Genomic DNA, 12,387 nt, shown 5'->3' with positions numbered 1-12,387 from the left:
CTGAACGGTAGATTCGCCCGAGGGAGATCCACTCGATCCGGGGAGCTGCGAAATGGACCGACCGGTCACGGCGGCGGAGCTGTTCGACGCCATCGGTTCCGCCTACGAGGACGTCTTCGGGCGGGCACCGGCGGTCGACAGGGCGGTGCGGCACCTGCTGAAGGCGCTGCCGCCGTCGTCGAGGGTGCTCGACATCGGCAGCGGGACCGGCAAGCCGGTGGCCGAGGACCTCTCCTCGGCCGGACATCGGGTAACCGGGCTCGACGTTTCTCGGGTGATGATCGATCTCGCGCGTGAGCAGGTCCCCGCCGCCACCTTCGTCCACGCCGACGTGCGCGAGTGGACCTCGCCGCCCGGGTCGTGGGAGGCGGTCTGCGCCTTCTTCCCGTTCCTGCAGATGCCCCGCGAGGACACCGAAGCCGTGCTCGCCGACATCGCGCGCTGGCTGGTGCCGGGTGGGCTTTTCGCGCTGGTCACCGTGCCGAGGGATGCCGAGAACGTGCCGGCGGAGTTCTTCGGCCGCACCTTCCTCGAGACCAGTTTCGCGCCGGACGACCTCGTACGGCGGGTCGAAGCGGCCGGGCTGGAGGTCACCGCCACCCACTCGGAGATCTTCACGGCGGACGAGCCGGGGACACCGCCGGAGGAGCACCTCCTGATCACCGCTCGCCGCCCGGAGTGAGCATGCCGGTCATCAGCGTCCTCACCCCGGTCCACCCACCGAGTCTGCCGTACCTGACCGAGGCGTACGAATCCCTCGCCGCGCAGGAACTCCCGCCGGGCTGGACCTGGGAATGGCTGGTGCAGGAGGACGGCGAGACCGGTCTGCTCGACGGCGTCCTTCCCGCCGACGAGCGAGTGCTGCCCGGCTCGGGTCGCCGGGGCGGTCCCGGGGTCGCGCGGATGATGGCCTTGTCCCGCGCGTCCGGGGAGCTGATCAAGGCACTCGACGCGGACGACGTCCTGGCGCCGGGCGCGCTCGCGCGCGACATCGCGGCGCTCGAGGATCCGGCGATCGGCTGGACGACCTGCCGGGTGCTCGACCTCCTCACGGACGGGACGACGGCGGGCGTCGACAGCGATCCCGACGAGGGGCCGATCGAACGCGGTGCGATCCTCCGGTACTGGCAGCGCAACGGCTACGTGTCTTCGGTGGTGGCCGGGACGTTGTGCATCCGTCGCGACCTGCTGCTGGAGCTGGGCGGGTGGATGGCGCTGCCCGCGTCCGAGGACACCGGGCTGGTCCTCGCCGCCAACGCGTGCTCCGACGGCTACTTCATCGCGACCTGCGGCATGTTCTACCGGAAGTGGGCCGGGCAGGTCACCAGATCCGCGGCGCACAACCACGACGGCGAACGGCTCGCGCGGATGAAGCTGATCCAGGAACGCGCCGATATCATGCTGGCAGGTCGACGATGTCGAGCAGCGCCTTCGCGCACAGATCCCGCGTCTGGTCCCGGGTCAGCCGCCGGTACTTGAGCCAGTCGAGGCAGACCGCGACGACGAAGGCCAGCCAGCCGCGGACGAGCACCCGCAGGGTCTCCGGCGGCTCGCCGTCCGGGCACAGGACATCGAGGATCCGGCGCCCTTGTTCGGCGAAGTTGTTGTCCAGGACCTCACGGACGCCGTCGACGGCGATGGACGTGCCCGAGTGCAGTGCCCGGTAGCCGTCCTCGTTGGCTTCGACGTAGCGGAGGTACGCGTCGAGCCCGGCCGTCAACTGCTCCTCGAACGGCAGCGTGCGGTCGGACTCGGTCATCTTGAGCAGCCGTTCGCCCTCGGCCCTGATGACCTCGGTGACGAAGTCCCGTTTCGTCGGGAAGTAGTGATAGAGGAGCCCTCGGGACACCTCGGCGATGTCCGCGACCTGCTCGATCCACACGTCGTCGTACGGCCGCTCCGCGAACAGGCGGGCGCCGATCCGCAGCAGCTGTTCCCGCCGCTCGGCGGTGCTCAGCCTGCTGCGGGGCTTCCCGGAAGTACTCGGCGCCATCAGGGCATCGTAGCTACTTGACACGGGTTCAGTAGCAGGCCACGCTCGCTATTGGATGTCGATTCAACAGCGCTCACCCTGGAGGGGCTCGATGGCCACCGCTCTCCCCCATCCCCCGCGTCGGATCCCGCTGATCGGTGACGTGCTCGGCGTTTCGCCGAAGACGCCGGTCCAGGATTCGATGCGGCACGCCGCCGAGCTGGGCCCCGTCTTCGAGCGCAAGGTGTTCGGCCGCGGCATCGTGTTCGTCCATGGCGCCGGAATGGTCGCCGACCTCTCCGACGAAAAGCGGTTCGCGAAACACGTCACGCCCGCGATCTCGAACCTGCGCCCGCTCGGCGGTGACGGGCTGTTCACCGCGCACAACGAAGAGCCGAACTGGCGGCGCGCGCACGAGATCCTCGCGCCCGCCTTCAGCCGCAACGCCATGCAGCGCTACCACCCGGCGATGCTGGCGATCACCCGCGAACTGCTGGACGCGTGGGACACGGGCGGCGAGGTCGACGTCGCGGACGACATGACCAAGCTGACGCTGGAGACCATCGGCCGGACGGGATTCGGCTACAGCTTCTCGTCGTTCGAACGAGCGGAACCACACCCGTTCGTCGCCGCGATGGTCCGCACGCTGCGGCATGCGCAGCGGATGGCGCTCCAGCCGCCGGTCATCGGTCCGCTTCTCAGCCGCAAGGCGAACCGGCGCAACGAAGCCGACCTCGCGTTCCTCCATTCCGTCGTCGCCGAGGTCATCGAGGCGCGCCGGGGCGACACGAGCACCGACGACCTGCTCGGGCTCATGCTGAACACCACGCAGCCGAGTACCGGCGCCGCGCTCGACGAGGACAACATCCGGCACCAGATCATCACCTTCCTCGTCGCCGGGCACGAAACCACGTCGGGCGCGCTGTCGTTCGCGCTGTACTACCTCGCCAGGAACCCGGACGTCCTCGCCCGCGCCCAGTCCGAAGTGGACAAGGTCTGGGGTGAGAACCCCGATCCCTCCTACGAAGAGGTCGCCAAGCTCCGCTACGTCCGGCGGGTGCTCGACGAGGCGTTGCGGCTCTGGCCGACGGCGCCCGCGTTCGCCCGCCAAGCACAGGTGGACACCGTCGTCGGCGGCGAGTATCCGATGCGGAAGGGACAGTGGGCGCTGGTCCTCATCCCGTCGCTGCACCGCGATCCCGTCTGGGGAGACGATCCCGAGTCGTTCGATCCGGACCGCTTCTCCCCGGAACGTAACCGGGCCCGTCCGGCGCATGTCTACAAGCCGTTCGGGACCGGCGAGCGGGCCTGTATCGGACGGCAGTTCGCCCTGCACGAGGCGACGCTGGTCCTCGGCATGCTGCTGAGCCGGTACGACCTGCGCGGCGACCCGTCCTACCGGTTGAAGGTGCAGGAACTGCTGACCCTGAAACCGGAGGGTTTCAAGCTGAACGTCTCGCTCCGCGACCGGGTGTCGGTGGCCGCGACCGCCTAAGACTCAGCCACCGCGGTCACATCTGCCTCCGGGCATCCGTCAATGCGGTGAAAGCAAGACGGAAACCCTGGAGGAGAACATCATGGAAACCCGGATCCCCAACCCCGCACTGGCGAATCCCGCCACCCTGAAGGCCTTGATCGCGCTGGCGGAGTCGACCGGCGACACCGGCGTCCCGAAGACCACGCACTACCTCATGCACGTCCGCGCGAGCCAGATCAACGGATGCAGCGGCTGCGTGGAGATGCACACGAAGGAACTGCGCAAGGCGGGCGAGTCCGATGAGCGGATCTTCACCGTGGCCGCGTGGCGCGACACTGCCTACTTCACCGACGCCGAACGTGCGGCGCTCGCGCTGGCCGAGGCCCTCACCCGCATCGCGGACCGGGCCGACCCGGTCGACGACGAGGTGTGGAACGAGGCGGCTCGTCACTACGACGAAACCCAGCTTTCGAGCCTCGTCCTCTCCATCGCCGCCATCAACACCTGGAACCGGCTCAACGTCGCCACCCGGCAGATCGCCGGCGCCGCCTGATCGGTCTACCGGGCCTGCCGTAGTTCCACACAGCACTCGGCCGCGCCGGGAACGAGGGCCGCTTCCACGTTCCCGGCGCGCACGCCGTTCAGGAAACCGGCGAGGAAGGCCTGGTTGATCCCGCAAACGAGGTCCGGCGCCTCCGCGGCCAGCGGGTGGAACGGGCAGTTCCGCAGCCGGACGCAGGTCGTGCTGTCCCGGCTCGGCTCGAAGCCGTAGCGGCGGAGCATCCCTTCGGCCACGGTGAGCGCGCGTTCCACGCCGAGCCTGCCGGGCCGGGTCCGCGCGCGTTCCTCCTCGCCCGCCGCGAAACCGCGCTCCCCCGCGACCCGTCGCACGGCATCCCGCGCGGTCTCACCGGGCCCTTCGGCGAGCACGGCCTCGGCGAGGATGCCGGCAAGGATCTCGTGACGCCGGGCGGGAAGCTGCACCTGGATGGTCTCGTCGACGGGTTCGTAGACCTTGGGCCTGCGCCCCACCTTCACCATCGGGCCCGCCGCGAAGCCGAATCTGAGCAGGCCCGCCGCCACGAGCTTGTCGAGATGGAAGGCGGCGAGCTTGCGGGAGATGCCGACCGCGGCCGCCGCCTCGTCCCGCGTGACGGGACGCCGCGCGCGCCGGGCGTAGGCGTACATCCCGCGGCGGAGGTCGTCGTCGAGTGCCGCCACCGCGGCGATAGCCGGGGCATCGAGGCCGTCCGGGTCTGGCACTGTCACGTACACCACGATATCGCCTATCTCAACCGGCGGAACATCCTGCACTGCGGATCTACCATGTACGATGAGCCGACGGGTGGCAAAACACCCAAAAGTCTTGGTTAAATACACTGGGGATCGCGGTCAGCCTAGGAGGCCTAATGTCCACTCCCGCCTTGCGCGTCGTCCACGAAACCGGGCCGGGACCGGACCTGGTGGCCGCCGAGGCCGCGGCCGCCGATCTCCTCACCGCGCTGGGTATCTCCCTGGACTCCGAGAGCCTCCGCGGCACCCCGGGCCGGATGGCGCGTGCGTACGCCGAGCTGTTCACTCCGCGGCCGTTCGACCTCACGACCTTCCCCAACGACGAGAACTACGACGAACTCGTCCTCGCCAGGGGGATCCCCGTCCGATCCGTCTGCGAGCACCATCTGCTGCCGTTCGTCGGGGTCGCGCACGTCGGCTACCTGCCGGGCGACCGGATTCTCGGCCTGTCGAAACTGGCGAGGATCGTCGAGCATTTCGCCTGCCGCCCACAGGTTCAGGAACGACTCACGAAACAGGTCGCCGACTGGCTCGACGAGCAACTCGAGCCGCGTGGCGTCGGCGTGGTGATCGAGGCCGAACACTCGTGCATGACCCTGCGAGGTGTGCAGGCCGTCGGTTCGAGCACCGTCACCTCCACTCTGCTCGGCACGCTGCGCGAAGACGCCCGTTCGCGCCAGGAGTTCTTCGCGCTCACCAGGATCAACGGCTGACAGCAGGCTCTTGCGCGTAGGCCGCGGAAACGACCTTGCGGTCGAACACGCGCCAGGTGAGCGCGGATACGATCACCGCCACCACGAACCCGGCCCAGTACGGCGTCGTCAGCCCGAACTTCGACGCCACCGCGCCGCCGAGCAGCGCGCCGACGCAGTTGCCTCCCGCGACGATGAACAGGCTCGTGCTGCCGACCCGGCCGAGCATCTCCGGCGGGGTGAGCCGCTGACGCAGCGAACTGGCGACGATCCCCCAGAGCGCGCCGTGCACCCCGAACAGGAACAACGTCACCCCGACCACCGGCGCGCTCGTGCTCGTCGCCAGGACCAGATGGGTCCCGGCCTCGATCAGCAGCCCGATCCGCAACGTCCAGGTCGGCGTGCACCAGGCGATCAGCCGGTCACCCGTGATCGAGCCGAGCAGCCCGCCGACGGCCATGCAGGTGAAGAGCAGGCCGTATCCGACGGAACCCAGCTCCAGGCGCTCCTTCGCCAGTAGCACCAGTACTGAAGTGGCCGCGACGAGTGTCAGGTTCAGCAGGCCGATCAGCCCGACCATGGTCCGCAGCAGGCGCTGTCCCGCGAGCCAGCGGAATCCCTCGGCCACCTCCGACCGGATCGAGCGCCGCGCGACCGGCTCGCCGGGATCGCCGCCGGGCCGCGGCCGGTAGGCGCCCGCGATCAGGCCGAGCAGCAGGGCGCTGACCGCGTACGTGCCGGCGTTGACGTAGAACGGGATGCTCGCCGCGGCACCGAACAGGAATCCGCTCAGCGGGCCGGAAAGCATGCCGTGGGTCAAGGTCGTCCCGGCGTAGAGCCGCCCGTTCGCCCGCTCCAGCAACGCTTTCGGGACGATCGAGGGCAACATCGCCTGACTCGCCGTCCGGAACACGACCTCGCCCGAGTTGATCACGAAGAGAACGGCGTACAGCAAGGCGATGCTGACGTTGCCGGTCGTGATGGCGACCGCGAGCAGCGCGACCGCGGGGACACGGATCCAGTCGAGGGTGATCATCAGCTTCCGCCGGTCCACCCGGTCGACCAGCACCCCGCCCGGCAGGGAGAAAAGCAGCCAAGGCAGCCACGCCATCGCGAACCCGCCCGAGACGACGAGCGGTTCGCCGGTGCGGGAGGCGATCAGCAACGGCGCCGCCACCGTCGCGAGACCGCTGCCCAACGCCGACGTCGTACTCGCCGCCCAGACCTTCGCGTACCTGCCGTCGAGCCGCTCCCCAGTCATGAGATCGAAGGTAGCGATCGATGACCGAGCGGAGGCGGGGTTTCACCCACAGCTGAGCGGCCACCCTCTAGACTGCCCTCCCGTTCGGCCTTGGGAGGGGACCGCGAATGGTGCCGGTGCGCGACGTCGATCCGTCGATCCTGCTGATGAACTCACCCATCGGCGGGGACCTGCGCCCGTATCTGCCGCGGGACGCCGATCGGAACGTCCGCGCCGCACTGTCCGCCGCGCCGTTCACCGTGATCGTCTACGAGCACAATTCGGGAGCGCGACGGACGGCCTACGAAGCGTTGCTGGCGTTGTTCCCCGACTACGAACTGATCGTCAAACCGCAGAGCATCGAACTCGCCCAACGACGGGGTCCGGCCACCGCCGTCGTCTGGTTGGATCGCGAGCTCGACGAGAACTTCGGCCTTGTCTCTCGCGCCTTGGCCGCCTGGCTCGGCCGGAACACCGCGCGCCGAGCACTGGGAGTCGTCCGGGAAGACCGGTACGACGACCCGGGGCTGCGTGAGGCCCTCGATCCTCTTCGTCCCTCGGTCGTGAGACTCGCCGCGAACTTGTCCAGCGGAGAGCGCCTCGTCGCGGATCAGATGTTCCCCGCGGCGGCACCTCTTCGCCGAGCCGGCGAGCTCGCCCGCCTGTCCGGCGAAGAACAGCCATCGAGACCGGTCGAAAACCCGGTCCCGGACCCCTTCGCCGCCCACGTCGCCGACTACCGGCCCGACACCGACGACGGCGTCGACCGCCTCGGCATCGGCACCGACGTCCGCATGCTCGCCGACCTGGTGGTCTCCCGGATGATCACCCCTCCCCTGTCGATCGGCCTGTTCGGCAGCTGGGGCTCGGGCAAGAGCTTCTTCATGCGCCAGATGCAATCGCGTGTCCGCGAGCTCGCCGATTCCGCGCGGACGGCGGAAACCGAGGCGGGGACGCACGGGAAGTCCGTGTCGTCCTACTGTTCGAGTGTCCGTCAGATCAGCTTCAACGCCTGGCACTACAGCGAGGCGAACCTCCTCGCCAGTCTCGCCACGCACATCTTCGACAACCTCGCCGCGAGTGGCGCCGAGAACGATCTGCAACGCCAGGCCGATCTGCTCGCGGAACGCCGCAAGACCGAGAAGACGCTTCTCGGCAGGCTCAGCGCGGTCCGTCTCGAACGCAGAACCCTGACGGCCCAGCAGAAACAAGCGAAGCGAAGACGACGGAAGCCACGCGAGTACGTCCGCGCGGTGTTCGACAGCCTCACCGAGGCGGACAAGGCGTGGATCGCGTCCAGGATCGGCGTCGACCGGCCGACCGCCGAGGATCTCGAACGGCTGGCGCAGGAAACCGGCGGACTGCGGTCGGACGTCGCCGAATTCTGGCGACGGCTGCGGCAGGATCCGGTGCCTCTGCTGGTCCTGATCGGCGGACTGGTGACGGTACTGGTGGTCACGTTGCTCGTCGGCCGGTCGCAGGTGTCCGGCGTGCTCGGCGGGCTCACGGTGGTGAGTTCCGCGCTGACCGTCGTCCTGCGGATGCGCGCCAGCGCGGACCGGATCCACCAGGCGCTCGGTAAACTCGGCGGTCCGTCCGAAGAGGACGAAGAGACCGAGCGGCGCCTTGCCGAACTGGACGCCGAGTCCGACAGGCTCGAAAAGGCCGTCACCGAACTCGCGCCCGGGCTGGACCTGGTGTCGTTCGCGGAGTCCCGGGTCTCGGACTACGTCGAACACCTTGGCGTGGTTTCGTTGCTGCGCAAAGATCTCGAGACGTTCGCGACCATGCTCGCCGAGGTACCCCACGGTTCGGGGAAGATCGAACGGACCGTGCTCTACATCGACGACCTCGACCGCTGCCCGCCCAAGGTCGTCGTCCAGGTCCTCGAAGCCATTCATCTCCTGCTGGCGCTGCCGGTGTTCGTCGTCGTGGTCGGTGTCGACTCCCGCTGGCTCAAGAAGGCCGTGGAGCAGCATTACGAGGAGATGCTCGGCGACGATCCGGAAACCTTCGCCGAAAACTACCTCGAGAAGATCTTCCAAGTGCCGTTCACGTTGTCCCCCATGGACGATCCAGCGTTCGCGGGGCTCGTGCGCGGGCTCGCCGACACCGAGGTCCAGGATGTCTCGCCGTCGCCCACGCCCGCCGGACCGGATCAGGCCACCGGTGATCGCTCTCCGGTCGCGGCCGATTCCCCTCCTCGCGCGGAAGCACCGCGACCGTCGTCCGAACAGTCCACAATAGACTTACGACCTCCTCGACTGGTGATCTCGACGGCGGAACTGGACTTCCTGCCGACGTTGGCGCCGCTCGTCCGGTCCCCGCGCGCCGCGAAACGGCTCCTGAACCTGTACCGCCTGCTGCGGGCACGGTTCGCCGGGGAAGACCTGGCGGAGTTCCTCTCCGACGGCGACCGTGAGGCACCGTTCCGCGCGGTGCTGGTCCTGCTCGCGATGCACGTCGGGCATCCGGAGGCCGTCTCGTGGTTCGCGAACCTCGACGGAACGGGTCCCGAAGACAGCGCACTCGAAATCGTGCGGTCCATGAACGACCACGAACTGCGGCCGAAGCTCGAACGCGGCCTGGCCGGCGGTTCGTGGCCGGACCTGGCCGTGTCCTATCAGCGCTGGTTGCCGTTGGTGAACCGGTTCTCGTTCGCCCGCGACGACTGATCCCGCGACCGCTCGATATCGGGTCCCCGGTAGAGCCGCTCGGGGATTTCGGCGAGCGTCGACGGGTGGACCTGCGGGCCGAGTCCGTAGAGCTTCTGGAAGCTCATGATCAGCGGCCGCCAGCGGTCCGGGTCGATCCGATCTTCGGTGCCCGGCATCCGTACGTCGTCGTGGACGTGGACGCGCTGCACGCGGACCTCGAACACGAGGACGCCGCCGCGTTGTTTCGGATCGTCCTCGGCGAGAGGATGGAAGGCCTCGACGACGGCCTCCATCGTCACCGGGCATTCCGCGACGCGCGGCGGCCGGACCGTCTCCGAGGCGACCGGGGTGAGCCCGGCGCGGGCGAACTTGTCCGCTTCGTACCGGTATCCGCGCTCGCGCTTGCGGGCCGGGACGGGATCCGAGCCGGTGGTCAACGCCAACCTGTCGACGGCGCCCGCCAGCGCGTCGGAAGGGAGATTCAGAACACATTCACGGTTGCGCATGAGATTCTGCGCCGTCTTCGATTTCGCGCCCAGTCCGAGCATGCCCCGCCACCCGAGCCAGAACGCCGACGACATCGGAGCCAGGTTCGGGGCACCCGCCTGGTCGACCGTCGACAGGAGCACCACCGGGGTGCCGAAGTACAGGATTCCGGGCTCGATACGGGTGTGTGCGGCCTCGGCCGCCGACGTAGTAACTGTCACGTCCGTCAGCTTCGCCGCCTCACGCGCCGGAGGCTGGCGTGAATCGGACGTCGCGATCAACACCGACGGCGGACGGCTTCACGCCGCCGCGGCACATACCCTTTCCGAGGCGGCTCCCTTGGCCGGACGGCAAATCGCGGTCGTTCGGAGTATTGCGTTCGGCCGATTGCTGGTAGGTTCGCCGAACTTGAAGACGAAGGAGGCGCCGGCAGCGGCCCGGTCAACACCCGAACGCGCGTGGTGAGGCGAATCGCATGCGAGACGATGTGGTCCAGGCGAGCTCGATTCTCGGGCATTCCCCCGGCCAGGTTTGGGAAGTGATCGGCGATCCCGAGTCCTACTCGAGGTTCGTCGCGGAGATCAGCTGGTGCGAGATCCAGCGGCCCGCCGAACGCGGGCGCGGCCCGAAATGCCTCGTCCGGCTGGAACCGCGGCAGGGCACGCTCGTCGCCGGTGACATCGAGGCCCGGGTCTGGCGGCCGGGCGAGCACGTCGTCTGGTGCGGCGTCGAGAACGACGGCAACTGGGTCTCGGTCGAGCTGAGGCAGACTGCCGAAGGCGGCACCGAACTCATCGCGCAGCTGATGCTTCCGGCGCCACATTCGCAGCTCGTGTCCGCCGCGTCGTTCAAGCGCACCGTCCGCGCGGTGACCCGGCGGATCGATCTGCACCTTTCCGGCCGGGCGGCGTCGCCCCAAGAGGAACCGGCGCACACCAAGGCCACCACGCTGCACACGGCCAGCACACTGATCAAGGCCGGAGTGCTCGCGGCCGCGCGGCCGGACAAGATCGCCCGGCAGCTCACCTCGCTGTCGCAGTGGGGCGCCACCATCGCCGGCGGCTACACCGCCAACGCCGCCCGTGTACCCGAAGAAGTCGCGCTGCACGACGAACGCAACGTCCGGACGTTCAAGCAGACGGCAGACCGCAGCAACCAGCTCGCGAACGCGCTGGCCGCGCGCGGGGTCCGCTCCCGCGACCGGATCGCCTTGCTGTGCCGCAACCACGCCGCGATGGTCGAGTCGCTGATCGCGTGCAGCAAACTCGGCGCGGACGCGATCCTGCTCAACACCGGCCTTTCCGCCGGCGCGGTCGCGGACGTCATCGGCCTGCACGAACCGGTCGCGGTCCTCGCCGACGACGAGTTCTCGCGGATCATCGCCGACATCCCCGGCGATTTCCTGCGGCTGTCCACCTGGCCGGAGACCGAGAACGGCTATCCGACGATCGACCAGCTGATCGCCGGGGTTCCCGCCACCAAACTCAAACCGGTGGACCGGATCGGCAGGCTCGTCGTCCTCACGTCGGGCACCACGGGAACCCCTAAAAGCGCACGCCGTCCGACGCCCAAAGGACTCGCGACGTCGGCCGCCATGCTGGACCGGATCCCGCTCCACTCCGGAGACCGCTTCGTGGTGGCCGCACCGCTGTTCCACAGCTGGGGGCTCGCCGGGATGCAGATCGGAATGGCGGTCCGCGCTTCGCTTTCGCTGATCCGCCGGTTCGACGCCGAAGAGATACTGAGGACCATCGCCGAACATCGCTGCGGTGTGCTGTTCGCCGTTCCCATCATGTTGCAGCGCATCCTCGACCTGCCCGAACGGATCCGCAGCCGCTACGACCTCTCGTCGCTGCGGATCGTGGCCAGCAGCGGATCCGCGCTGCCGGGCACGATCGTCACCGAGTTCATGGACACCTTCGGCGACGTGCTCTACAACTTCTACGGCTCCACAGAGGTTTCTTGGGCCAGCATCGCCACACCCGAAGACCTCCGCGCCGCGCCGACCACGGCGGGCCGCTGCCCGCCCGGCACCCGCGTCGCCATCCTCGACGACGACCACAACCGTGTCCCGCCGGGCTGGGAGGGACAGATCTTCGTCGGCAACGACATGCTCTTCGACGGCTACACCGACGGCGCCAGCGTGCCGCGCGCGGAAGAACTGATGGCGACCGGCGACGTCGGCTACCAGGACGCCTCCGGCCGCCTTTTCGTCACCGGCCGGGCGGACGAGATGATCGTGTCCGGTGGGGAGAACGTGTCGCCTCGCCCGGTCGAGGAGGCGATAGTCGCGCTGCCCGGCGTCCACGAAGCGGCCGTGATCGGCGTGCCGGATCGCGAGTTCGGGCAACGGTTCGCGGCGTACATCGTCCCGAAACGCGGCGCCCGGATGAGCGCGGAAGACGTCCGCGCGTACATCCACCGCCGGTTGGCGCGCTTCGCCGTGCCGCGGGACGTGTACTTCGTGGAGGAGCTGCCCCGGAACGCGACCGGGAAGGTACTCAAGCGGCTGCTGCGAGACGAGACCTGGCCGGTCGACCAGTAACGTCCTTTGTGGACTTCCGCGTTCC

Annotated in this window: 11 protein-coding genes; 7 read left to right on the top strand and 4 right to left on the bottom strand. The window is 68.8% G+C overall.

Features of this window, described 5'->3' with window-relative positions; all coding sequences use genetic code 11:
* Window positions 1-52: 52 nt before the first annotated feature.
* Both DL991_RS08560 and DL991_RS08555 read left to right on the top strand, forming a co-directional pair.
* Complete coding sequence (locus DL991_RS08560) at window positions 53-682, top strand: class I SAM-dependent methyltransferase (RefSeq protein ID WP_125782744.1); 630 nt, start codon at window positions 53-55, stop codon at window positions 680-682.
* A 2-nt stretch (window positions 683-684) separates the two neighbouring features.
* Window positions 685-1,479, top strand: a complete 795-nt coding sequence (locus tag DL991_RS08555) for a glycosyltransferase (RefSeq protein ID WP_125782742.1) — start codon at window positions 685-687, stop codon at window positions 1,477-1,479.
* Here DL991_RS08555 and DL991_RS08550 read toward each other — a convergent pair.
* Window positions 1,397-1,993 carry a TetR/AcrR family transcriptional regulator gene (locus DL991_RS08550; RefSeq protein WP_125782740.1) on the bottom strand — a complete coding sequence of 199 codons (597 nt, stop codon included), beginning with the start codon at window positions 1,991-1,993 and terminating at the stop codon, window positions 1,397-1,399. The genes DL991_RS08555 and DL991_RS08550 overlap by 83 nt on opposite strands.
* A 91-nt stretch (window positions 1,994-2,084) precedes the next feature.
* Between DL991_RS08550 and DL991_RS08545 the strand changes: the two genes are divergently transcribed.
* Together DL991_RS08545 and DL991_RS08540 are read left to right on the top strand one after the other, a co-directional pair.
* Window positions 2,085-3,467, top strand: a complete 1,383-nt coding sequence (locus DL991_RS08545; protein ID WP_199753873.1) for a cytochrome P450 — start codon at window positions 2,085-2,087, stop codon at window positions 3,465-3,467.
* Between the two features lie 82 nt (window positions 3,468-3,549).
* Complete coding sequence (locus DL991_RS08540; RefSeq protein ID WP_125782736.1) at window positions 3,550-4,002, top strand: carboxymuconolactone decarboxylase family protein; 453 nt, start codon at window positions 3,550-3,552, stop codon at window positions 4,000-4,002.
* Between the two features lie 5 nt (window positions 4,003-4,007).
* Here the strand turns inward: DL991_RS08540 and DL991_RS08535 are convergent, their stop codons facing one another.
* Window positions 4,008-4,724: a metalloregulator ArsR/SmtB family transcription factor gene (locus DL991_RS08535; RefSeq protein ID WP_125783079.1), complete on the bottom strand. Its 717-nt coding sequence runs from the start codon at window positions 4,722-4,724 to the stop codon at window positions 4,008-4,010.
* A gap of 134 nt (window positions 4,725-4,858) precedes the next feature.
* Between DL991_RS08535 and folE the strand changes: the two genes are divergently transcribed.
* Window positions 4,859-5,455, top strand: a complete 597-nt coding sequence (gene folE / locus DL991_RS08530; RefSeq protein WP_125782734.1) for a GTP cyclohydrolase I FolE — start codon at window positions 4,859-4,861, stop codon at window positions 5,453-5,455.
* Here folE and DL991_RS08525 read toward each other — a convergent pair.
* Window positions 5,445-6,695, bottom strand: coding sequence for an MFS transporter (locus tag DL991_RS08525; protein ID WP_125782732.1), 1,251 nt, complete (start codon window positions 6,693-6,695; stop codon window positions 5,445-5,447). The genes folE and DL991_RS08525 overlap by 11 nt on opposite strands.
* Window positions 6,696-6,802: 107 nt before the next feature.
* On the opposite strand from DL991_RS08525, the gene DL991_RS08520 reads away from it, so the two are divergent.
* A complete protein-coding gene (locus DL991_RS08520; RefSeq protein ID WP_125782730.1) occupies window positions 6,803-9,349 on the top strand; it encodes a P-loop NTPase fold protein in 2,547 nt (848 codons plus the stop codon).
* Here DL991_RS08520 and DL991_RS08515 read toward each other — a convergent pair.
* Entirely contained in the window at window positions 9,298-10,038 is a 741-nt protein-coding gene (locus tag DL991_RS08515; protein WP_199746748.1) for a flavin reductase family protein, read from the bottom strand. The genes DL991_RS08520 and DL991_RS08515 overlap by 52 nt on opposite strands.
* 254 nt (window positions 10,039-10,292) lie before the next feature.
* Here DL991_RS08515 and DL991_RS08510 point away from each other — a divergent pair, with 254 nt between their 5' ends.
* Window positions 10,293-12,362, top strand: a complete 2,070-nt coding sequence (locus tag DL991_RS08510) for an AMP-binding protein (RefSeq protein ID WP_125782728.1) — start codon at window positions 10,293-10,295, stop codon at window positions 12,360-12,362.
* Window positions 12,363-12,387 lie beyond the last annotated feature (25 nt).

Origin of the sequence: Amycolatopsis sp. WAC 01375 (assembly GCF_003947325.1) — a bacterium.
Taxonomy (GTDB): domain Bacteria; phylum Actinomycetota; class Actinomycetes; order Mycobacteriales; family Pseudonocardiaceae; genus Amycolatopsis.
This window is presented reverse-complemented; position numbering and strand designations above follow the sequence as displayed.

Excerpts from the sequence above, each read along its gene's own strand:
- DL991_RS08545 (WP_199753873.1), top strand. The coding sequence starts at position 2,085 with ATGGCCACCGCTCTCCCCCATCCCCCGCGTCGGATCCCGCTGATCGGT.
- DL991_RS08510 (WP_125782728.1), top strand. The coding sequence starts at position 10,293 with ATGCGAGACGATGTGGTCCAGGCGAGCTCGATTCTCGGGCATTCCCCC.
- DL991_RS08555 (WP_125782742.1), top strand. The coding sequence starts at position 685 with ATGCCGGTCATCAGCGTCCTCACCCCGGTCCACCCACCGAGTCTGCCG.
- DL991_RS08525 (WP_125782732.1), bottom strand. The coding sequence starts at position 6,695 with ATGACTGGGGAGCGGCTCGACGGCAGGTACGCGAAGGTCTGGGCGGCG.
- folE (WP_125782734.1), top strand. The coding sequence starts at position 4,859 with ATGTCCACTCCCGCCTTGCGCGTCGTCCACGAAACCGGGCCGGGACCG.
- DL991_RS08520 (WP_125782730.1), top strand. The coding sequence starts at position 6,803 with ATGGTGCCGGTGCGCGACGTCGATCCGTCGATCCTGCTGATGAACTCA.
- DL991_RS08550 (WP_125782740.1), bottom strand. The coding sequence starts at position 1,993 with ATGGCGCCGAGTACTTCCGGGAAGCCCCGCAGCAGGCTGAGCACCGCC.
- DL991_RS08540 (WP_125782736.1), top strand. The coding sequence starts at position 3,550 with ATGGAAACCCGGATCCCCAACCCCGCACTGGCGAATCCCGCCACCCTG.
- DL991_RS08560 (WP_125782744.1), top strand. The coding sequence starts at position 53 with ATGGACCGACCGGTCACGGCGGCGGAGCTGTTCGACGCCATCGGTTCC.